Genomic DNA, 21,166 nt, shown 5'->3' with positions numbered 1-21,166 from the left:
GCGCCGGGCGAGGCTAGCTTTCGTAGCCCCGCGGGTTGGCTTGCTGCCAGCGCCAGCTGTCGGCGCACATCTGGTCGATGCCGCGGCGGGCCGTCCAGCCGAGCGTGGCTTGCGCCAGTGCCGGATCGCCCCAATAGGCCGGGACGTCGCCGGGGCGGCGTCCGCCGATCTCGTAGCGGATGGGGTGGCCGCAGGCCCGCTCGAAAGCTTTCACCACCTCGAGCACCGATGCGCCCCGGCCGGTGCCCAGGTTGAGCGTGGCGAGTCCTGGCTGGCTTTCGGCATGCCTCAGTGCCGCCACGTGGCCCTCGGCCAGGTCCATCACGTGGACGTAGTCGCGCACGCCGGTGCCGTCGGGCGTCGGGTAGTCGCCGCCATGCACCGCGAGCTTGTCGCGCAGGCCCACCGCGACCTGGCTGACGAAAGGCATCAGGTTGTTGGGCCGCCCCTGCGGGTGCTCCCCGATCAACCCGCTCTCGTGCGCGCCCACGGGATTGAAATAGCGCAGCAGCGCAATCCGCCATGTCGGGTCCGAACGCTGAAGGTCGCCCAGCGCCTCCTCGACCATCAGCTTCGAGCGGCCGTACGGATTGGCCGGTCGGCGTGGCGCGTCTTCCGGGATCGGCGAGTGATCCGGCTCGCCGTAGACCGTCGCCGACGACGAGAAGATCAGCGTGCGCACCCCGGCGGCCTGCATTGCCGCGGCCAGCACGAAACTGCCGTGCACGTTGTTGTCGTAGTAGGCGAGCGGGTCGGCCACCGAGTCGCCGACCGACTTGAGGCCGGCGAAGTGGATCACGCCGGCGATCGGCTGTGCGGCGAAAAGCCGATCCAGCAAGGCCCGGTCGCGAACATCTCCCTCCACGAAGCGCGGCGCGCTGCCGATGATGCGCGCCAGCCGCTCGAAGACCCGGGCATCGCTGTTGCAGAAGTTGTCGAGCACCAGCGGCGCATAGCCGGCAGCGGCCAGCGCCACGCAGGTGTGGCTGCCGATGAATCCGGCGCCGCCGGTCACGAGAATGGTGGGGCTCATGGTCTGTCTTGTGTCGGAAGCGTGAATGATTTGTCGATTCTGCGCGACAGGCAGGGCTTGCCCGGTTGGCGCGCGCTAACGTTCCCGTGCGAGAATCATTTTTTTACATTTTGCACGCGCCCATGCAGAACGACGAGCCGAGCGCCTCTGGCGCCACAAGCAGTTCAGAACCGGTGGCCGCACCGACGCGCAAGCGCCCCAAGCCGGGCGAGCGGCGCGTGCAGATCCTGCAGGCCCTGGCCGCCATGCTCGAGCAGCCGGGTGCCGAGCGCGTCACCACGGCCGCGCTGGCCGCACGGCTGGAGGTCAGCGAGGCCGCGCTATACCGCCATTTCGCCAGCAAGGCGCAGATGTTCGAGGGCCTGATCGATTTCATCGAGCAGAGCGTGTTCACTCTGGTCAACCAGATCATCGAGCGCGAGGCCCCGGGCCACGAGCAGGCCGCGCGCATCATCGCGATGCTGATCCAGTTCGCCGAGAAGAACCCCGGCATGACCCGCGTCATGGTGGGCGATGCGCTGGTGTTCGAGAACGAGCGGCTGCAGAGCCGGATGAACCAGTTCTTCGACAAGATCGAAGCGACCCTGCGCCAGTCCTTTCGCGACGGGGCGCAGGTCGATGGCTCTGCCACGCCCACCCTGGACGCGCAGGTGCGCGCCTCGGCGCTCACGGCCTTCGTGGTCGGGCGGCTGCAGCGCTTCGCGCGCTCGGGCTTTCGCCGGGCGCCGTCCGAGCACCTGGACGCCTCGGTGGCGTTGATGCTTCCAAACTGAACACGTGCGAGGCGTCGGCCTCGCACTGGACGTCGCCCCGCGATGCCCCGATCCGGCTATGCACGGCATAGAGAGGCCCTATTCGCAGCCGGCCGGTTCTGCCACAGAATGCTCCTCCGACCCTCATCGTAGAACGTAGGAGAACCCCATGAGCAGCGAAAAGACCGAAGCCAAGTGCCCCTTCAGCCCGGCCGCGGGCGGCACGACGAACCGTGACTGGTGGCCCCAGCAGTTGCGGCTCGACCTGCTCCACCAGCATTCGTCCAAGTCCGACCCGATGGGCGAGGGCTTCGACTACGCCGCCGAGTTCAAGACCCTCGATCTGGCGGCGCTGAAGAAGGACCTCGCCGACCTGATGACCGATTCGCAGGACTGGTGGCCGGCGGATTTCGGGCACTACGGGCCCCTGTTCATCCGCATGGCCTGGCACAGCGCCGGCACCTATCGCATCGGCGACGGACGGGGCGGCGCCGGCCGCGGCCAGCAGCGCTTCGCGCCCCTGAACAGCTGGCCGGACAACGTCAGCCTCGACAAGGCGCGCCGGCTGCTCTGGCCGGTCAAGCAGAAGTACGGCAAGAAGATCTCCTGGGCCGACCTGATGATCCTCGCCGGCAACGTCGCGCTCGAAACCATGGGTTTCAAGACCTTCGGCTTCGGCGGCGGCCGTGCCGACGTGTGGGAGCCTGACCAGGACGTGTACTGGGGTCGCGAGACCAAGTGGCTCGGCGGCGATATCCGCTACGCCCAGGGCTCGCCCGGCGTCGACGAGCCGCACGGCGTGCTCGTGAAGGACGACGACAGCCAGGTGCCGCACTCGCGCAAGCTCGAGAATCCGCTCGGTGCCGTGCAGATGGGCCTGATCTACGTCAATCCCGAAGGTCCGGACGGCAACCCCGATCCGATCGCGGCCGCCTACGACATCCGAGACACCTTCGGACGCATGGCGATGGACGACGAGGAAACCGTGGCGCTGATCGCCGGCGGCCACACCTTCGGCAAGACGCATGGCGCCGGCCCGGCGTCCAACGTCGGACCCGAGCCCGAGGCCGCCGGCCTCGAGGCCCAGGGCCTCGGCTGGGCGAACAGCTTCGGCACCGGCCGCGGCGGCGACACGATCACCAGCGGCCTGGAAGTCACCTGGACCACCACGCCGACCAAGTGGAGCAACAACTTCTTCTGGAACCTGTTCGGCTACGAATACGAGCTGAGCAAGAGCCCGGCCGGTGCGCAACAGTGGGTGGCCAAGGGCGCCGGCGCGACCATTCCGCATGCCCACGACCCGTCGAAGAAGCTGGTCCCCACCATGCTGACCACCGACCTGTCGCTGCGCTTCGATCCGGCCTACGAGAAGATCTCGCGCCGCTTCATGGAGCACCCCGACCAGTTCGCCGATGCCTTCGCCCGCGCCTGGTTCAAGCTGACCCATCGCGACATGGGGCCGCGCGCCCGCTACCTGGGGCCGGAGGTGCCGGCCGAAGAGCTGATCTGGCAGGACCCGGTTCCTCCGGTCAACCATCCGCTGGTCGACGAGAAGGACGTCGCGGCGCTGGCCAAGAAGGTGCTGGCTTCGGGGCTCACCCCGGCGCAGCTGGTCTCGACCGCCTGGGCGTCGGCCTCCACCTTCCGCGGCTCCGACAAGCGCGGCGGGGCCAATGGCGCCCGGATTCGCCTGGCGCCGCAAAAGGACTGGGACGTCAACCAGCCGGAGCAGCTGACCAAGGTCCTGCAGGTGCTGGAGGGCATCCGCACCGAGTTCAACGGGGCGCAGACGGGCGGCAAGAAGATCTCGCTGGCCGACCTGATCGTCCTGGCCGGCGGCGCGGCCGTGGAGCAGGCGGCGCGCGACGGCGGCCACGAGGTGCGGGTTCCCTTCACGCCGGGGCGGACGGATGCGCTGCAGGCGCAGACCGACGCCGAGTCGTTCGCGCCGCTGGAGCCGGTCGCCGACGGCTTCCGCAACTACGTGAAGGCCGGGGTGGCCGGGCCGGCCGAGGTGCTGCTGGTCGACAAGGCACAACTGCTGACCTTGACTGCGCCCGAGATGACGGTGCTGGTCGGCGGCCTGCGCGTGCTGGGCGGCAATGCCGGCCAGTCCCGCGATGGTGTCTTCACCGACAAGCCGGGCACCTTGAGCAACGACTTCTTCGTCAACCTGCTCGACATGGGTACGGAGTGGAACGCGGACTCGGCCGGCGCCGCGTTCCAGGGCCGCGACCGCAAGACGGGCGAGCTCAAGTGGACCGGGTCCCGCGTCGACCTGGTCTTCGGCTCGAACGCGCAGCTGCGCGCCATCGCCGAGATCTACGCCAGCTCGGACGCGAAGAAGAAGTTCGTCGACGACTTCGTGGCGGCCTGGACCAAGGTCATGAACCTCGATCGCTTCGATATCTAGGCCGGCGCCGGGGGGCCTATAGCATTTGCTTGGCCTGCTTGAGCACGAAGTCACAGGCCTTGCGCGTGACTTCCTGCTTCAGGCCGCCGCCGGTCAGGTCCATCTTCTTGCCGTCGGTGCCGGTCAGGATGCCTTGCGCGCCGTCCACGTAGCCGGGGTCCGACGCCGGCTTGCCGCCCGGGATCTTGCCCATCAGCTGGTCCTTCACGGCCGTGGTGGCGCTGTCGGCGCTCAGGTAGTTGTTCTTGAGGCAGTACTCGATCACGCCGGCGGCGTTGCCGAGGCTGCCCGAGGCCATGCCGCCACCGCCGCCGGCCAGGCCCTTGAGCATGTCCAGCGACTGGGCCTGGGCGAAGCCGGCGCTGCCGAGCAGCAGGGCGATGGCGCTGACGCGCATGAAGCGTTGACTGGTGGTGTTCATGTCGGCTCCTTGTACTTTGCGAACAGTTGGGGAAACCATAGCGCAAGCCCAAGGCCGGGCGAAGACGACATTGAAACAGTTGGTGGGCCCTAACCGCCGGTGGCACCGACCGTGACACCGACCTTGCGTCCCGCCTCCACGATCTCGCCCCAGGTCGCGTCGTCGAGCCAGATGCCCTCGCGCTCGCGCGCCGCCCGCGCCTTGCGCTCGGGCTCGCCGGCGATCTGCACGGCCTCGAAGCCGGCGCCCGGCGGGCTCTGGCGCAGCCAGTCGACGAAGGCCGTCGCTTCCTGCTCGAAGCTCGCCTGCGTGCCGAGTTTGGCAGGGTCGATCAGCACCACCAGCATGCCGTTGAGCACGGTGCGCGCGGTGTCGGCCGGACGGTGCCAGGTGCCGCTGCCGGTCAGTGCGCCGCCGAGCAGCTCGCAGGCCACCGCCATGCCATAGCCCTTGTGCTCGCCGAAGGTCATCAGGGCGCCGAACAAGCCGTTGCTCTGCGGCACCACCACCACGCCCGGGTCGTCGGTCGGTGCGCCATGCTCGTCGATCAGGTGGCCCGGCGGCACGCGCTCGCCCTTGTTGTAGGCCACGCGCATCTTGCCCTGCGCCACCCGGCTGGTCGCGAAGTCGAGGATGAAGGGCTCGGCCCCTGCCAGCGGCACGCCGATGCAGCAGGGGTTGGTGCCGAAGCGGCCGTCGCCGCCGCCCCAGGGCGCGACCACCGGCCGCGACAGCACGTTGACGAAATGCATCGCCACCAGCCCCTGGGCCACCGCCATCTCGGCGAAATGGCCGATGCGCCCCAGGTGGTGCGCGCTGGCCAGCGACACGATGCAGCTGCCATGCTGCTTGGCCCGCGCAATGCCGAGCTCCATCGCCTGCACGCCGACGATCTGGCCGAAGCCGTGCTGGCCGTCGAGCGAGAGCAGGGCGCCGGTGTCGAGGATGATCCGGGCCGCGGCATTGGGCACCAGGCCGCCCTCGGCGATGGCGTCGACATAGCGCGGCAGCATGCCGACGCCGTGCGAATCGTGGCCGCTCAGGTTGGCCAGCACCAGGTTGGCGGCGACCTGCTCGGCCTCGGCCGGCGTGCTGCCGGCGGCGGCCAGGATGCGGGCGACCTCATTTCTCAGGCGGCCCGGCTCCAGTGTTTGGGACATGTGATTCAAACTCCCTTGGCGTTGAGGGTGATGGCGTAGAGCGAACTCGTGGCGCAGATGAAGAGCCGGTTGCGCTTGGGGCCGCCGAAGCAGACATTGGCCACGCGCTCGGGCAGCAGGATCTTGCCGATCAGGCTGCCGTCGGGGTGCAAGGCATGCACGCCGTCGGCGGCGCTGGTCCAGATGCGGCCCTCGGTGTCGAGCCGGAAGCCGTCGAACAGCCCCTGCGTGCATTCCGCGAACAGGCTGCCGGCACCCAGCCGCCGGCCATCGCTCGCGACCGCGAAGCGGCGGATGTGGCGCGGCCCGTCGTCCGCATGGCTGGCGCCGGTGTCGGCGATGTAGAGCATCGATTCGTCGGGCGAGAAAGCCAGCCCGTTGGGCTTGACGAAGTCGTCGGCGACGAGGTCGACCGCGCCGCTGGCCGGGTCGATGCGGTACACGTTGCAGGCGCCGATCTCGCTGTCGGCGGTCAATCCTTCGTAGTCGCTCAGGATGCCGTAGCTCGGGTCGGTGAACCAGATGCCGCCATCGGAGTGCACCACGACGTCGTTCGGCGAGTTGAGGCGCTTGCCTTGCCAGTGCGAGGCCAGCACCGTGAGGCTGCCGTCGTGTTCGGTGCGCGTCACGCGCCGCGTCAGGTGCTCGCAGCTGACCAGCCGGCCCTGGCGGTCGACCGTGTTGCCGTTCGAATTGTTGGACGGCTCGCGGAACACCGCCACGCCGCCGTTGCGCTCGTCGAAGCGCATCATCCGGTTGTTCGGGATGTCGGACCACACCAGTGTGCGGTGGGCGCCGAACCAGGCCGGCCCCTCGCACCAGCGGGCGCCGGTCCAGAGCCGCTCGACCTTCTCGGGTCCGGGCACGAGGCGGTTGAAACGGGCGTCGAATTTCTCGATGCCGCAGCCGTCCAGCGTGCCGAAGGGTGGTTGAGTGAAATGCGACATGGCTACATCACCGCGCCGACCTGCCAGGGCACGAACTCGTTCTGCCCGTAGCCATGGCGCTCGCTCTTCGAGGGTTCGCCCGAGGCGGTCGCCAGCACCATCTCGAAGATGCGCTGGCCCATCTCCTGGATCGACACCGTGCCTTCGACGATCTCGCCGCAATTGATGTCCATGTCTTCTTCCTGGCGCTGCCAGAGCGCGGAATTGGTCGCCAGCTTGAGCGACGGCGAAGGCGCGCAGCCATAGGCCGAGCCGCGGCCGGTGGTGAAGCAGATGATGTTGGCGCCGCCCGCCACCTGGCCGGTGGCGCTGACCGGATCGTAGCCCGGCGTGTCCATGTAGACGAAGCCGTGCGCGGTCACGGGTTCGGCGTATTCGTACACCGCCTCGAGGTTGCTGGTGCCGCCCTTGGCCACGGCGCCGAGCGACTTCTCGAGAATCGTCGTGAGCCCGCCGGCCTTGTTGCCGGGCGAGGGGTTGTTGTTCATCTCGCCCTCGTTGATCGCGGTGTAGTGCTCCCACCAGCGGATCCGCTCGACCAGCTTTTCGCCGACCTCGCGCCGCACGGCGCGGCGGGTCAGCAGGTGCTCGGCGCCGTAGACCTCCGGCGTCTCGGACAGGATCGCCGTGCCGCCGTGCGCCACCAGCAGGTCGACCGCGGCGCCCAGCGCCGGGTTGGCGCTGATGCCCGAGTAGCCGTCGGAGCCGCCGCACTGCAGCCCGATCGTGATGTGGGCCGCGCTCAGCGGCTCGCGCCGCACGGCATTGGCGCGCGGCAGCATCTCGTTGATCAGCGCCACGCCCTTCTCGACCGTCTTGCGCGTGCCGCCGGTGTCCTGGATGTTGAAGACGCGGAAGTTCTCGCCTTCGCTCAGGTGGCCGGTGGCCAGCCAGGCGTTGATCTGGTTGGCCTCGCAGCCCAGCCCGACCACCAGCACGGCGGCGAAGTTGGGGTGCGTCGCGTAGCCCGTGAGCGTGCGCTCGAGCAGCTGCATGCCCATGCCGCCGGTGTCCATGCCGCAGCCGGTGCCGTGGGTGAGCGCGACCACGCCGTCCACGTTCGGGTAGTCGGCCAGCGCCGCCGGATTGGTCTTGCGCGAGAAGTGGTCGGCGATGGCGCGTGCCGCCGTGGCCGAGCAGTTGACGCTGGTCAGCACGCCGATGTAGTTGCGCGTGGCGACGCGGCCGTCGGCCCGCTTGATGCCCATGAAGGTGGCCTCGCGCTTCGGCGGCGGCGCCTTCACGTCGGCCCCGAAGGCGTAGTCACGCTCGAAGTGGCCCTTGTCGGGGCCCATGTCGAGGTTGTGCGTATGCACGTGTTCGCCGGGCGCGATCGGCTTGCTGGCGAAGCCGATGATCTGGTTGTAGCGGCGCACCGGGTCGCCTTGCGCGATGGCGCGCACCGCGATCTTGTGGCCGGGCGGGATCAGGCCGCGTGCCGTCACGCCCTCGACCGGCGTGCCGCCGACCAGCTGGCCGCGCGCGATCACGACATCGTCGGCGGGATGGAGTCGAATGAAGGGGTTCATCGTGGGGGTCCTTTGCTTTGTCTTGTGCGGCACCGGGTCTGGTCAGTTGGGGACAGAGCAAAAACCGCTGAGCGGTTTGTTGGTCTATCCCGCAAGGTCTCAGAAGAACATTTTCGGCAGCCACAGTACCAGGGACGGCATGTAGGTGATGATCGCCAGGCTCACCAGCAGCGGCACCAGCCACGGCAGGATCGCCATGGTAGTGCGCTCGAAGCTCAGGCCGGCGACCCGCGCGAGCACGAACAGCACCATCCCCATCGGCGGATGCAGCAGCCCGATCATGAGGTTCAGCACCATCACCAGGCCGAAGTGGATCGGATCGATGCCCAGGTGGGTCGCGATCGGCAGCAGGATCGGCACCAGGATCGTGATGGCAGCGGTGGGCTCCAGGAAGCAGCCAACGAACAGCATCAGGAGGTTGGCCAGCAGCAGGAAGACCCAGGCCTGGTCGGTGAAGCCCAGCACCCAGCTGGCGATCTCGGCCGTGACGCCGGTCGCGGTCAGCATCCAGCCGAAGATCGACGCCGCGGCGACGATGAACAGCACGGTCGAGGTGGTCTCGATGGTGTCGAGGCAGACCTTGACGAACATCTTCCAGGACAGCGTGCGGTACCAGGCGAAGCCGAGGATCATGGCCCACACGCAGGCGGCGATCGCGCCCTCGGTGGGCGTGAAGAGGCCGGTGGTCATGCCGCCGATCAGCAGCACCGGCGTCATGATCGGCAGCAGGGCCTCGAAGCGGAAGATCCGGTCGAGCACGAACAGCGCCGCCAGGCCGCCGAAGACCGTCAGCTGCGGCGGCGTGCCCAGCTGGCTGATCAACAGCCACATCAGCAGCGGCCAGCCGACCACCACGGCCAGCTCGCTCAAGGCCTTGAACAGCCGTGTGCGCGAGAACTTGACGTCGCCGCCCCACTTGTTCTTGTGAGCGTAGTAGGCCACCGTGAGCATCATCAGGATCGCCATCATGGCGCCCGGCAGGATGCCCGCGAGGAACAGCGCGCCCACCGAGACGTTGGCCATCATCCCGTAGATCACGAAGGGCAGGCTGGGCGGGATGATCGGCCCGAGCGTGGCCGAGGCGGCCGTGACGCCGACCGCGAACTCGGTCTCGTAGCCATGCTCCTGCATGGCCTTGATCTCGATCGTGCCGAGGCCGGCGGCGTCGGCGATCGCGGTGCCGCTCATGCCGGCGAAGATCACCGAGCCGAGCACGTTGACGTGGCCCAGCCCGCCCTTGAGCCAGCCGACCAGCGCCAGCGCGAAGTTGTAGATGCGGGTCGTGATGCCGGCGTTGTTCATGAGGTTGCCGGCCAGGATGAAGAAGGGCACGGCGAGCAGCGGGAAGCTGTCGATGCCGCTCACCATCCGGTGGATCACGACGAAGGGCGGCAGGCCGCCCGACATCAGGATGTAGGCCAGCGAGGCGCCCGCCATCGCGATCGCCACCGGGATGCCGCCGGCCATGAAGACCAGGAAGAATATCTTGAGCATGTTGGACGGTCTCAGTGGTCTGACAAGGTGGATTCAGGCCGTTCGAGCACGCTGTAGCCGCGCCGCCAGTGGATGCGCGCCACCTGCAGCGAGCGCCAGGCCATCGCCGCGAAGCCGAACAGGCAGAGGCCGTAGACGATGTTCATCGGCAGGTCGACGATGGTCATGCGCGTGCGGCTGCCGATCTTGAACATCATCTGCACGGTCATGATCACCGCACCGGCGAAGAAGGCGATGCGCACCAGGTCGACCGCCTTGGACATCCACACGCCCATCGCCTTGGGCATGTGGCGGTAGAAGAAGTCGACCTGGATCTGGTTGTTCTTCGAGACCCCGATCGCCGCCCCGATGAAGACCACGCCGATCAGCATGTAGCGCGCCACCTCTTCGGTCCAGGCCGCGGAATCGTTCAGCACGTAGCGCGTGACGAACTGGTAGAAAACCGTGAGGCCGAGCAGCCAGAACAGCGCCAGCGCGATCCATCCCTCGGCGATGGTGTCCGAAAGGTCGACCACTTCGTCTTCCGCATGGAAGTGGCCCTCGTCGTCGATGATCTTCTGCTCGGTCATGGCGGCGCCTTACTTGATCGCCAGGATGCGGTCGTAGTCCTGCTGGCGGTATCCCTGGTCGGTCGGCTTGGTGTTCTTGAGCACGGCCTCGCGGAACGCGGCCTTGTCGACCACGATCACGTTGTTGCCCTTCTTCTTGAACTCATCGGTGAGACGGATCTCCGAAGCGATGATCTCGCGGCCGGTCTTCTCGGCCGCTTCCTGCATCACCTCGGTGAAGATCTTCTTCTCGTCCGGCGACAGCTTCTCCCAGGTCTGGCCCGAGACCACGGTGAGCAGCGAGTCGATGATGTGGCCGGTCAGCGAGATGTTCTTCTGCACTTCGAAGAACTTCTTGGCCTCGATGGTCGGCAGCGGGTTCTCCTGGGCATCGACCGTGCCGTTCTGCAGCGCCAGGTAGACCTCGGCGAAGGCGATCGGTGTCGCGTTGGCGCCCAGCGATTTCGGGAAGGCCAGGTAGGCCGGCGCGTCGGGCACGCGGATCTTCAGGCCCTTCATGTCCTCGGGCTTGGTCACCGGCTTGGCGGCGGCCGAGGTGACGTGGCGCGCGCCGTAGTAGTTGAGCGCCGTGATGTGGTTGCCGCTCTTGTCGTCGTAGCCCTTGGCGAGCTCCTTGAAGACATCGCTTTGGGCGTACTTCAGCAGGTGCTCGGAATCGCGGAAGATGAACGGGAAGTAGGTCACGGCGAGCGGCTTGTAGGTGTTGCCCGCGAAGCTCGCGCCGGTCAGGATGATGTCGACCGTGCCCAGGGTCAGGCCCTGGTTGATGTCCGACTCCTTGCCCAGGCTGGAGGCCGGGAAGACCTGGATCTCGTACTTGCCGTTGGTGCGCTTCTTGATCTCGTCGGCGGCCCACAGCGAGTATTTGTGGAAGGGCTCCGAAGTCTCGTAGACATGGGCCCACTTGAGCTTGGTCTGGGCCTGCGCGAGGCCGAAGGCGCCGAGCGCGCCGGCCGCGAGGGCGCAGGCCGCGAAGGTCTTGAGGGCGAAGCGTTTGCTGGTCATCGATTTGTCTCCGTTGTGGTTGGGAAGAAAAGCGGACTGACTTGGCTGGGATCAGGAGGCCTTCGCGCGGCGCCAACTCGCGCTGAATCTCTGGTGGGACTTGTCCATGTGCGCGTGCATGGCGGCACGGGCGGCGTCGGGGTCGCGCGCGGCGATCGCGTCGCGGATGGCCTCGTGCTCGGCGATCGCGCTGCGCCACGACTTGACGGTCTCGAAGTAGCCGCCGAGCCGCGTGAAGATCGGGCCGTTGCGCGAATCCCAATAGCCCTGCACCGTCTCGGACAGCACCACGTTGCCGCAGGCCTCGACGATCGCCAGGTGGAAGGCCCGGTCGCCCTCGAGCGGCATCATGTTGCGGTCGGCCATCTCGCGCATGCTTTCGATGGCCCGGGTGAGGGTGTCGACGTCGCGCCGTCGGCCCAGCGCGGCCGCCAGGGCCGCGGTCTCGCCCTCGACCACGCGGCGGGCCCGGATCAGTTCGAGCGGGCCCCATTCGGCCGCCGCCACCGGCGCCGCAGTGCGGTGCGAACGGTCGAGCACGTAGACGCCCGAGCCGGTGCGGACCTCGACCCAGCCCTCGACCTCGAGCGCGATCAGCGCCTCGCGCACCGAAGGCCGGCTGACGCCGAGCTGCCTGGCCAGATCGCGCTCGGCGGGCAGCCGCGCGCCGACCGCGAACTCGCCCTCGGCGATCAGCGCGCGCAGCTGGTCGGCGATCTGCCGATAGAGGCGTTGGGGCTCGACGGTTTGCAGCGGCACGTGCAGGGCGCGGGGAGGGGGTTAAGGGTTGTCCTGAATTGGACAAGTGGTAAGGCCAATTCAGAATACGAGCCGCACCGGAGCCGGGCCATCGGGCGAAACCCTGAATGCGGCGCGGCCTTCGCGGCATCACCATCGCCATCAGCTTCGAGAGGACATCCCATGAGACTTCAGGGCAAGACCGCGCTCGTCACCGCGGCCGGACAGGGTATCGGCCATGCGAGCGTGCTCGCACTCGCGGCCGAGGGCGCGACGGTGTGGGCCACCGACGTCAACGAAAAGCTGTTGGCGCGCTTCGACGGCGTCGCCAACGTCAGGACCGCGAAGCTCGACGTGCTCGACAAGGCCGCCATCGGCGCACTCGTGCAGACCTTGCCGGCGCTCGACGTGCTCTTCAACTGCGCCGGCGTGGTCCACAACGGCAGCGTGCTCGACGCCGCCGACGCCGACCTCGAGTTCGCCTTCAACCTCAACGTGCGGGCCCAGTTCTGGACCATCCAGGCGGTGCTGCCGGGGATGCTCGCGGCCGGGCGCGGCAGCATCATCAACATGGCGAGCGTCTGCTCGAGCATGAAGGGCCTGCCGAACCGCTTCGTCTACGGCACCACCAAGGCGGCGGTGCTCGGCCTCACCAAGAGCGTCGCCGCCGACTACGTGACCAAGGGCATCCGCTGCAACGCGGTGTGCCCCGGCACGGTCGACACGCCCTCGCTCGGCGACCGCATCAACGCCAACGCCGACCCCGAAGAGGCACGCAAGGCCTTCATCGCGCGCCAGCCGATGGGCCGGCTCGCGCGGGCCGAGGAGATCGCGCCGGTGGTGGTGTTCCTGGCCAGCGACGAATCCGTCTTCGCGACCGGCCAGGCCTTCACGGTCGACGGCGGCATCATGATATGAACCAGCTCGACTTCAACGGCCGCCATGCGGTCGTCACCGGCGGCGCCACCGGCCTGGGCTTCGGCATCGCCAAGCGGCTGCTGGCCTCGGGCGGCAGCGTCACCGTGTGGGACCGCGACGGCGAGGCCGCGACCAAGGCCGCCTGGGCGCTCGGCGCCAAGGCCTATGCGCTGGCGGTCGACGTGACCCAGCAGCCTTCGGTGGCCAAGGCCGTGGCGGCCACGCTGGCGCAGGCCGGGCGCATCGATGCGCTGGTCAACAGCGCCGGCATCACCGGGCCCAACACGCGGCTGTGGGACTACCCGGTCGATGCCTGGCGCCAGGTCATGGAGGTCAACCTGACCGGCCTCTTCATCTGCTGCCGGGAGGTGGTCGGCCAGATGCGCTCGCAGGGCTGGGGCCGGATCGTCAACATCGCCTCGGTCGCCGGCAAGGACGGCAACCCCAACGCCAGTGCCTACAGTGCCAGCAAGGCCGGAGTGATCGCGCTCACCAAGTCGCTCGGCAAGGAACTCGCCGATACTGGCATCCGCGTCAACTGCGTCACCCCGGCGGCGGTCAAGACCGCGATCTTCGACCAGATGACGCCCGACCACATCGCCTTCATGCTGTCGAAGATCCCGATGGGGCGATTCGGCACGGTGGAGGAGGTGGCCGCGATGGTGGCCTGGCTCTGCACCGAGGATTGCTCTTTTTCCACCGGCGCGACCTTCGATCTTTCGGGCGGTCGCTCCACCTACTGATCCCACAACAAAGGACCTTCATGAAACTCGTTCGCTATGGCAACCCGGGCAAGGAGAAGCCTGGCCTCATCGATGCCGAGGGCAAGCTGCGCGACCTGAGCGCGGTGGTCGGCGACATCGGCCCCGACCAGCTCGGCGACGCCGCGCTGGCCAAGCTGCGCAAGCTCAAGGTCGACAAGCTGCCGCTGGTCAAGGGCAAGCCTCGCTACGGCTGCCCGGTGGCCAAGGTCGGCAAGTTCATCGCGATCGGCCTCAACTACGCCGACCACGCGGCCGAGTCGGGCATGCCGATCCCCAAGGAGCCGGTGGTGTTCACCAAGGCCAACAGCTGCATCCAGGGGCCGAACGATCCGGTCATGCTGCCCAAGGGCTCGGTCAAGGGCGACTGGGAGGTCGAGCTCGGCGTGGTGATCGGCACCCGCGCGCGCTACGTCTCGCCGAAGAACGCGCTCGACTACGTGGCCGGCTTCTGCGTCGTCAACGACGTCAGCGAGCGCGAATGGCAGCTTGAGCGCGGCCTGACCTGGGACAAGGGCAAGGGCTTCGACACCTTCGGCCCGATCGGTCCCTGGCTGGTCACGCGCGACGAGATCGCCAACCCGCAGAAGCTCGCGATGTGGCTCGACCTCAACGGCGAGCGCATGCAGACCGGCAACACCAAGACGATGATCTTCAACGTCGCCAGGCTGGTGAGCTACGTGAGCCAGCTCAACACGCTGGAGCCCGGCGACATCATCACCACCGGCACGCCGCCGGGCGTCGGCATGGGCAAGAAGCCGCAGCCGGTGTTCCTGAAGAAGGGCGACGTGATGACCCTCGGCATCGAGGGGCTTGGCGAACAGCGCCAGGAAGTGGTGCCGTTCAAGCTCTGAAACGAAAACACCCCCCGAAGCGCCTGCGGCGCCTCCCCCCTCAAGGGGGGCGATACCAGCGGCCCGGCAAAGCCGGTTCCGCGGTATCCCTGGCGTTCGACTGCGCCTGATTCATGCGTCGCGGGTCACGCGATCGCGTGGCGATCACTGAGAAAGCGAGTCGGCTCAGTCCACCTTGATCCCGGCCGCCTTGACCACCTGCTGGGCCTTGGCGGTCTCGTCGGCCAGGAAGCGATCGAAGTCCGCCGAGGGCATCGTGAAGGGTTCGGCGCCGAGCTTGTCGAGCCGCTCCTTGAGGTCGGGCGCCGCCATGATCTTCGCCACCTCGGCCTGCAGCCGGTCGACCACCGGCCGCGGCGTCTTCGCCGGCGCGAACAGGCCGACCCAGAACAGGTACTCAGAACCCGGCACGCCGGCCTCGACCGTGGTGGGCACCTGCGGCATCACGGACGATCGCTTGCCGGTTCCGACCGCCAGCGCCTTCAGCCGCCCGTCCTTGATCAGCGGCAGCGCCGAGACCATCGGCGCGAAGAACCAGTCGACCCGCCCGCCCATCACCTCGGTCATGGCTTCGGGCGTGCCGCGGAACGGCACGTGCTGGGCCTGGAGGCCGGCCGCGAGCCGGAACACCTCGGCATTCATGTGGGTCGCCGAGCCGTTGCCTGCCGAGGCGTAGTTGAAGCCTGTCGGCTTGGCCTTGGCCTGCGCGACCAGGTCCTTCACGTCGGCGAAGCGCCCGGGCGGGGCGACCAGCACGTTGGGCAGGCTGGCCAGCGGCGTGACGCCGGCGAAGTCCTTCAGCGTGTCGTAGCTGAGGCCCGGATAGATCGACGGGTTCACCAGATGCCCCGCCGAATGCACCAGCAGCGTGTAGCCGTCGGGCGCCGCCTTGGCGACCTGGGCAGCGCCCAGCGTGCCGCCCGCGCCCGGCTTGTTGTCGATGATGACGCTGGTCCCGAGCGCCGGCCCGAGCCGCTCGGCCACCAGCCGGGCCACGATGTCGGTGCCGCTGCCGGCGGTGAAGGGCACCACCATCCGGATCGTCTGGCCGCGGGGCCAGTCGCCTTGCGCCTGGACGGCCGGGAAGGCGCACAGGGCGATGGCGGCCGCCAGCAGCTGGCGCCGGCCGAGGAAGGATGTCGTCATGGGGTTGTCTCCGTTGGAATGGTGTGTGTAGCGAGGAACGACGAAAGGCGAAAGAAGGCTCAGCCGGGTGCGGCGTTGGCCATGACCAGCGCCACCAGCACCGGCCGTTGGCTGCGGTTCAGCAGTTGCCGCTTCACGCCTGGCGCGAAGCGGCAGCTGTCGTAGGGGCCGAGCTCGTGCTCTTCCTGGCGGCCGTCGAGTTCGGACACCACGGTCAGGCGCCCCTCGAGCACCAGGTAGAGCTTTTCGATCGGCGAGCCATCGAGCGTGGTGTGGCCGCCCGGCAGGATCTGGCTCATGCCCATCCACATCTGGGTCGAGGGCCCGGCCTCCTTGCCCTGCAGCCGCAGGCAGCGCATGTCGAAATGGTTGGGCGCCTCGTAGGCCGGCGCCTGCTCGAATCGGGTCAGGTGCATGGCGGCGTCTCCTCAGGGCCGCAGCACGACGCGGTCGGTGCTGCCCGACAGCACCAGCCGGTAGGCATCCGCGGCCTGGTCGAGCGTGAAGGCACGGGCCACCGGAAAGGGCTTCAGCGTGCCGCGCTCGAAGCCCTCGCGCATCGCGTCGAGCTGGCCGGTGGCAGCCACGCAGTCCATCGCCAGCGAGTCGATGCCGACATAGGTGTGCATGCCGCGGTAGAAGGCGAAGATGTCGAAGGGCACCGCGCGGTCCTGGGTCGAGATCAGGATCTGCGTCGCGCCCTTGGCCATCGACTTGTTGGCGGCGTCGAAGTAGGCGCTGCCCACCGTGTTGTAGGCGATGTCGACGCCGCGTCCGCCGGTGAGCTCCCGCACCCGCGCCGCGATGTCGCCCTGCGTGGCATCGATCGTCTCGACCGCTGCGCAGGCGAAGCCTTCGAAAGGCCCCGGGCGCCGTTGCACCGCGATCACCCGCGCCCCGCCTTGGGCCGCCAGCTGCACCGCCGCCTGGCCGACTTTGCCATTGGCGCCCAGCACCAGCACCGTCTGCCCGTCCCTCGGCATGCCGCTGCGCCGGAAGCCCTCGTATGCCGTGACGAAGGGCACGCCGACCGCACCCGATTCGTCCATCGAGATGCTGAGCGGCCGGTCGCGCAGGGCGGCCACCGGCAGCACCAGGAAGCGCGCATGCGAGCCGTCGCGCGTGATGCCGATGTCGCCGCCGGAGCCATAGACTTCGCGGCCGATCCAGTCGTTGGGGCCGTCGACCACCACGCCCGCGAAATCGCGCCCCGGGGTGCGCGGCCAGACGGCCTGCGGCATCAGGCCGAGCGCCGCCTTGACGTCGCTCGGATTGACCGCCGCGGCGCCGACCCGCACCACCGCGAAGCCGGGACTGGCCGCCGGTTCGGGCTGGGCGGCGGCCTGGAGCCGCAGTCCGGCGATGTCCGCGGCCTTCTCGGCCAGCCGCAAGGCGCGGGCGCTGTCGTCGACAGTGGCGGCGTTCATGCGCGGCCTCCTTCCAGTCCCAGCGTGGCGCGCGCCTCGCGCGCCGAAGCCACCTCGCCGCCCAGGCTCACGATGATGTCCCTGGCCTTGGCCACCAGCTGCGCGTTGCTTTCGGCCAGCACGCCGCGCTCGAGGTAGATGTTGTCTTCCATGCCGACCCGCACGTGGCCGCCCATGAGCCACGCTTGCGCGACGATCGGGAACTCCATGCGGCCGATGCCGAAGGCGCTCCAGAAGGCGCCGCGCGGCAGCATGTTGCGGGCATAGAGCAGCGTCTCGGGTGTCGGCGCGAAGCCGTACTTCACGCCGAGGACGAAGGTCCACATGGCGGGGCCTTCGAGCGTGCCGTCGGCGATCAGGTCGAGCGCCAGGTTGATGTCGCCCGAGTCGAAGATCTCGAGCTCGGGCTTGACGCCCGCTTCGCGGATCACGCGGGCCATGCGGCGCACGTTCTTCGGCGTGTTCATGACGACGTCGGGGCCGGAGTTCATGGTGTTGAGGTCCAGCGAGCAGACGTCGGGCTTGATCAGCGCGATGTGCTCGACCCGCTTCTCGGGCGGCAGCAGCGTGCTGCCCGGCGCGGCGACCTTCGGGTCGTCCTCGCTCGGAATGAAGCGGCCGCCCGGGCCGGTGGTCAGGTTGATGATGAGCTCGCGGTTCTGGCGCCGGATGCGGTCGACCACGTCGCGGTAGAGGTCGACCTGCATCGACGGCTTGCCGGTCTCGGGGTCGCGCACGTGGATGTGGACCTGGCCGGCGCCGGCCTCGGCCGCGGCCAGGCATTCGTCGGCGATCTGCGCCGGCGTGATCGGCAGGTGCGGCGTCTGCTCGGGCTTCACGAGGTTGCCCGTGACGGCGCAGGTGATCAGCGTCTTCACAGGTGCCGCCCTCCATCGACCACGATGCGGGTGCCGGTCACGAAGCGCAAGGTGGTCGCCAGCGCTTCGATGGTGGCGGCCACGTCCTCCGGCCGGCCGATGCGGCCCAGCGGGGTGGTGGCGGCCATCTTGTCGGCGAACTCGGCGCCACGGCCCGGCACGAAGCCCGACTCGACCGCGCCCGGCGACACCGAGACCACGCGCACCGCCGGTGCCAGGGCCTTGGCCAGCGCGTCGCCGACGACGTCGAGCCCGGCCTTGGCCGCGACATAGGCCAGGTTGCTGCCGACCCCGGTGAAGCCGGCGATCGACGAGACGTTGACCACCAGCCCGTCGCCGCTGGCCTTGAGCATCGGCGCGAAGGCCCGGATGGTGGCGAACACGCCGCGGAAGTTGGCGCGCAGCAGGTCGTCGATCAGTTCGTCGGTCAAGGCATCGAGGTCGGCGGCGGGCACCGGCTGCGTGTGGCCGGCACTGTTGACCAGGATGTCGCAGCGTCCGTAGCTCGCCTGCACGGCGGCGGCGGCGCGCTGCAGGCTGGGCGTGTCGACGATGTCGGCGCGCAGCGCCGAATGGCGCTGCCCGTCGGCATGCGGCAAGGCGGCGGCGCGGGCGTCGGCGTCCTCGCCCTTGCGGTGCACCAGCACGCAGCTGGCGCCGAGCGCGGCGAGCCGGCGTGCGCTCGCATGGCCGATGGCGCCGAGGCCGCCGGTGATGACGGCGACCTTGCCGTCGAGTCGGGAGGTGGGATCAAAACTCATGGGGTGTCCAAGGGAAAGGTTGAAGGCGATCGATCGAGGTGTTCATGGAATCGGCGGGCGCGGGAACTTCATCTCGCCGGGCTCCAGCACGAAGTCGTACTGCAAGGTCGCGTGGCCGCCGCCCTGCTGGGGTTCGAAGCGGCCGATCAGCCGGCGCGTCACGCCGAACACCGGGTCGCTCTCGAGGTTCTCGTCGTCGTCCGCGAAGACCTGCGTGACGAGCACCTTGTGGCCCGGCTTGCTGACCATGAAATGCAGGTGCGCCGGCCGGTTGGGATGCCGCAGCTGGGCCCGCAGCAGGTCGCCGCAGGGGCCGTCGGTCGGCACCGGATAGCCGGCCGGCCGGACGCTGCGGAAATGGAAGCGGCCCTCGGCATCGGTCCTGAAGCGGCCTCGCAGGTTCATGTCCTGCTGCGCCGGGTCCTGGTTCTCGTAGAGGCCGACCGGCGAGGCCTGCCAGACATCGAGGGTGGCGTCCGCCACCGGACGGCCCGCGCTGTCGCGCACGGTGCCGGCGACCTCGAGCGGAACGCCGGGCGTCTCCGAGCGCGCAATGCTCTCGCCGCCGTCGCAGAACGGCGCGTTGGCGCGCCAGAACGGCCCCAGCAGCGCGGCCGGCGACTCGCCCTGCGGGTCCTGGTTGTTCTGCAAGGCCACCAGGGTGGACACGCCGAGCAGGTCGGCCGCCAGCACGACCTCGTTCTTGGTCTCGCCGCTGGCCTGGCCGATCGCGACCAGGAATTCGAGCGCGCGCTCGAACTCGTCCTCGGTCAGCTCGACCTCGCGCACGAAGGCATGCAGGTGACGGGTGAGGGCGGCCATCACGCTGCGCAGGCGCGGGTCGGGCGTGCGCTCCATCGCCTGGAGGGTGATCTGCAGCACGGATTCGGGGGTGGTCACGATGTTCATGGGGTGGGCGGCCTTTTATGCAAACGTTTGCAAATTATTCCTCCATTCTTCGAAAAAGTAAAATCAGCATATCCATGCGCTCATCGTGGAAAATCGCCGGGTTGTCCCGATTCGGGCATTCAATCGTTTGCATCCATGAACCCCCAACCCTCGTCCACCGTCACCATCCGCGATGTCGCGCTGGCCGCCGGCGTGCATGTCTCGACGGTCTCGCGCGCGCTCAATCCGGACAAGCGCAGCCTGATCAGCGCCGAGGTGCTGAAGGTGGTCGAGGAGGCCGCGCGCAAGCTCGGTTACCGGCCCAACCGCGCGGCGTCGGCGCTGCGGACCGGCCGCACCCACACCATCGGGGTGCTGGTGCCCGACATCACCAACCCGGTGTTCCCGCCGATCCTGCAGGGCATCGAGGCCAGCGCGGCGGCGCGCGGCTACTTCGTCTTCGTGACCAACGTGGTCGACCATGCCCTGGCGCGCCCGATCGTCGAGCGGATGCTGGCGCAGCGGGTCGACGGGCTGGTGCTGGCGATCGCCACCCGAGACGACCCGCTGGTCGACTACATCGGCAAGGCCGGCCTGCAGGCGGTGCTGGTCAACCGGGCCGACGAGACCGGGCGCCTGCCCGCCGTGGTGAGCGACGACCGGCTGGCGATGAAGCTGGCGGTCGACCACCTGGTGTCGCTGGGCCATCGCCGCATCGCCCACCTGGCCGGCCCGCAGAACGTGCCGACCGGCGTCGGCCGGCGCCAGGGCGTCGAGCAGGCGCTGCGCGACCGCGGGCTCGAGCTGGCCAGCGTCGAGGAATGCGAAGGCTACAGCCGCGAGGCCGGCCGCGCCGCCATGCAGCGGCTGCTCGATGGCCACGAACGGCCGCAGGCCGTGGTGTGCTGCAACGACCTGGTCGCGCTCGGCGCCTACGACGTGCTGCGCGAGCGCGGCATCCGCGTGCCGCAGGACATCTCGATCACTGGCCACAACGACATGCCGCTGGTCGACATGGTCAACCCGCCGCTCACCACCATCCGGCTGCCGCACCGCGAACTCGGCTGGCGCGCCGCCGAGATGCTGTTCGACGGCATCGAGGGCCGGGCGCCGTTGGCCTTCACGGTGGTGCTGCGGCCGGAGCTGGTGGTGCGCGAGTCGACGCGGGACGTTGTTGGCGAGTCTTGAGGACGGGTCTTCAGGGGTGCGTGCCGAGGGCACCGGGTGGCCCCCTCCGCTCATGTCCCCCGGCCTGCGGCCTCCTCCTTTACTTCGCTGCGGGGGCCACCSGGTGCCCTCGGCACGGGTAGCGCCGTGCGGTGCTGCCGAGGATGAACCACCGGCTTGACGGCTCACGCCGATGGTGTGCTCTGCGCAGCGAAATAAAGGAGGAGGCCGAAGGCCGGGGGACATTCGCGGAGCAGAGCACACCGTCGGCGTGAGCCCCGCCCCGGCGTATCAATGCAATTGAC

The 21,166-nt window shown here is 68.8% G+C and carries 21 protein-coding genes; 6 read left to right on the top strand and 15 right to left on the bottom strand.

Features of this window, described 5'->3' with window-relative positions; all coding sequences use genetic code 11:
- Positions 1 to 13: 13 nt before the first annotated feature.
- Complete coding sequence (gene galE / locus AC1DF3_RS16230; protein WP_478140186.1) at positions 14 to 1,033, bottom strand: UDP-glucose 4-epimerase GalE; 1,020 nt, start codon at positions 1,031 to 1,033, stop codon at positions 14 to 16.
- A gap of 122 nt (positions 1,034 to 1,155) precedes the next feature.
- On the opposite strand from galE, the gene slmA reads away from it, so the two are divergent.
- Together slmA and katG are read left to right on the top strand one after the other, a co-directional pair.
- A complete protein-coding gene (gene slmA / locus AC1DF3_RS16225) occupies positions 1,156 to 1,806 on the top strand; it encodes a nucleoid occlusion factor SlmA (RefSeq protein WP_478140185.1) in 651 nt (216 codons plus the stop codon).
- Positions 1,807 to 1,954: 148 nt separating this feature from the next.
- Positions 1,955 to 4,198, top strand: a complete 2,244-nt coding sequence (katG, locus tag AC1DF3_RS16220) for a catalase/peroxidase HPI (protein ID WP_478140184.1) — start codon at positions 1,955 to 1,957, stop codon at positions 4,196 to 4,198.
- 16 nt (positions 4,199 to 4,214) lie between these two features.
- Here katG and AC1DF3_RS16215 read toward each other — a convergent pair whose 3' ends face one another.
- The 8 genes from AC1DF3_RS16215 to AC1DF3_RS16180 all read right to left on the bottom strand — a co-directional run bounded on the left by AC1DF3_RS16215 (position 4,215) and on the right by AC1DF3_RS16180 (position 12,082).
- Positions 4,215 to 4,619, bottom strand: a complete 405-nt coding sequence (locus AC1DF3_RS16215) for a DUF2501 domain-containing protein (RefSeq protein WP_478140183.1) — start codon at positions 4,617 to 4,619, stop codon at positions 4,215 to 4,217.
- An 89-nt stretch (positions 4,620 to 4,708) separates the two neighbouring features.
- Positions 4,709 to 5,779 carry a malate/lactate/ureidoglycolate dehydrogenase gene (locus tag AC1DF3_RS16210; protein ID WP_478140182.1) on the bottom strand — a complete coding sequence of 357 codons (1,071 nt, stop codon included), beginning with the start codon at positions 5,777 to 5,779 and terminating at the stop codon, positions 4,709 to 4,711.
- 5 nt (positions 5,780 to 5,784) lie between these two features.
- Positions 5,785 to 6,726: an SMP-30/gluconolactonase/LRE family protein gene (locus tag AC1DF3_RS16205; RefSeq protein WP_478140181.1), complete on the bottom strand. Its 942-nt coding sequence runs from the start codon at positions 6,724 to 6,726 to the stop codon at positions 5,785 to 5,787.
- A 2-nt stretch (positions 6,727 to 6,728) separates the two neighbouring features.
- On the bottom strand, positions 6,729 to 8,255 hold the full coding sequence (locus tag AC1DF3_RS16200; protein ID WP_286522177.1) for a UxaA family hydrolase: 1,527 nt from the start codon (positions 8,253 to 8,255) through the stop codon (positions 6,729 to 6,731).
- A 99-nt stretch (positions 8,256 to 8,354) separates the two neighbouring features.
- Positions 8,355 to 9,749, bottom strand: a complete 1,395-nt coding sequence (locus AC1DF3_RS16195) for a TRAP transporter large permease (RefSeq protein ID WP_286534102.1) — start codon at positions 9,747 to 9,749, stop codon at positions 8,355 to 8,357.
- Positions 9,750 to 9,760: 11 nt separating this feature from the next.
- Complete coding sequence (locus AC1DF3_RS16190; RefSeq protein WP_286534101.1) at positions 9,761 to 10,318, bottom strand: TRAP transporter small permease; 558 nt, start codon at positions 10,316 to 10,318, stop codon at positions 9,761 to 9,763.
- A 9-nt stretch (positions 10,319 to 10,327) separates the two neighbouring features.
- Positions 10,328 to 11,323, bottom strand: a complete 996-nt coding sequence (locus AC1DF3_RS16185) for a sialic acid TRAP transporter substrate-binding protein SiaP (protein WP_478140180.1) — start codon at positions 11,321 to 11,323, stop codon at positions 10,328 to 10,330.
- 51 nt (positions 11,324 to 11,374) lie between these two features.
- Entirely contained in the window at positions 11,375 to 12,082 is a 708-nt protein-coding gene (locus AC1DF3_RS16180) for a FadR/GntR family transcriptional regulator (RefSeq protein ID WP_286534099.1), read from the bottom strand.
- Positions 12,083 to 12,244: 162 nt separating this feature from the next.
- On the opposite strand from AC1DF3_RS16180, the gene AC1DF3_RS16175 reads away from it, so the two are divergent.
- The 3 genes from AC1DF3_RS16175 to AC1DF3_RS16165 are packed head-to-tail and all read left to right on the top strand — an operon-like array spanning position 12,245 to position 14,594.
- Positions 12,245 to 12,979, top strand: a complete 735-nt coding sequence (locus AC1DF3_RS16175) for an SDR family oxidoreductase (protein ID WP_286534098.1) — start codon at positions 12,245 to 12,247, stop codon at positions 12,977 to 12,979.
- Positions 12,976 to 13,722 (top strand): SDR family NAD(P)-dependent oxidoreductase, encoded by a 747-nt coding sequence (locus AC1DF3_RS16170; RefSeq protein WP_478140179.1) that lies wholly within the window; start codon positions 12,976 to 12,978, stop codon positions 13,720 to 13,722. The genes AC1DF3_RS16175 and AC1DF3_RS16170 overlap by 4 nt, the downstream gene beginning before the upstream one ends.
- A gap of 20 nt (positions 13,723 to 13,742) precedes the next feature.
- Positions 13,743 to 14,594 (top strand): fumarylacetoacetate hydrolase family protein, encoded by an 852-nt coding sequence (locus tag AC1DF3_RS16165; protein ID WP_478140178.1) that lies wholly within the window; start codon positions 13,743 to 13,745, stop codon positions 14,592 to 14,594.
- 165 nt (positions 14,595 to 14,759) lie between these two features.
- Here AC1DF3_RS16165 and AC1DF3_RS16160 read toward each other — a convergent pair whose 3' ends face one another.
- From AC1DF3_RS16160 to AC1DF3_RS16135, 6 genes are read right to left on the bottom strand one after another with little or no spacing between them, the layout of a single operon-like run.
- The gene (locus tag AC1DF3_RS16160; RefSeq protein WP_286534095.1) at positions 14,760 to 15,740 is read right to left on the bottom strand and encodes a tripartite tricarboxylate transporter substrate binding protein; all 981 of its coding nucleotides are present in this window, start codon (positions 15,738 to 15,740) and stop codon (positions 14,760 to 14,762) included.
- 59 nt (positions 15,741 to 15,799) lie between these two features.
- Positions 15,800 to 16,156: a cupin domain-containing protein gene (locus AC1DF3_RS16155; protein WP_478140177.1), complete on the bottom strand. Its 357-nt coding sequence runs from the start codon at positions 16,154 to 16,156 to the stop codon at positions 15,800 to 15,802.
- A gap of 12 nt (positions 16,157 to 16,168) precedes the next feature.
- Positions 16,169 to 17,167 (bottom strand): quinone oxidoreductase family protein, encoded by a 999-nt coding sequence (locus tag AC1DF3_RS16150; RefSeq protein ID WP_478140176.1) that lies wholly within the window; start codon positions 17,165 to 17,167, stop codon positions 16,169 to 16,171.
- Positions 17,164 to 18,045, bottom strand: coding sequence for a beta-keto acid cleavage family enzyme (locus AC1DF3_RS16145; protein ID WP_478140175.1), 882 nt, complete (start codon positions 18,043 to 18,045; stop codon positions 17,164 to 17,166). The genes AC1DF3_RS16150 and AC1DF3_RS16145 overlap by 4 nt, the downstream gene beginning before the upstream one ends.
- Positions 18,042 to 18,806, bottom strand: coding sequence for an SDR family NAD(P)-dependent oxidoreductase (locus AC1DF3_RS16140; RefSeq protein WP_286534091.1), 765 nt, complete (start codon positions 18,804 to 18,806; stop codon positions 18,042 to 18,044). Before AC1DF3_RS16140 ends, AC1DF3_RS16145 begins: the two co-directional genes overlap by 4 nt.
- Positions 18,807 to 18,848: 42 nt before the next feature.
- Entirely contained in the window at positions 18,849 to 19,715 is an 867-nt protein-coding gene (locus AC1DF3_RS16135) for a dioxygenase family protein (RefSeq protein WP_286534090.1), read from the bottom strand.
- A 135-nt stretch (positions 19,716 to 19,850) separates the two neighbouring features.
- Between AC1DF3_RS16135 and AC1DF3_RS16130 the strand changes: the two genes are divergently transcribed.
- Positions 19,851 to 20,882 (top strand): LacI family DNA-binding transcriptional regulator, encoded by a 1,032-nt coding sequence (locus AC1DF3_RS16130; RefSeq protein ID WP_286534089.1) that lies wholly within the window; start codon positions 19,851 to 19,853, stop codon positions 20,880 to 20,882.
- Positions 20,883 to 21,166: the final 284 nt, after the last annotated feature.

The organism is Variovorax sp. 10N432 (assembly GCF_056394465.1).
The sequence above is the reverse complement of the archived record's forward strand: the minus strand, read 5'-3'. Positions and strand labels throughout refer to the sequence as shown.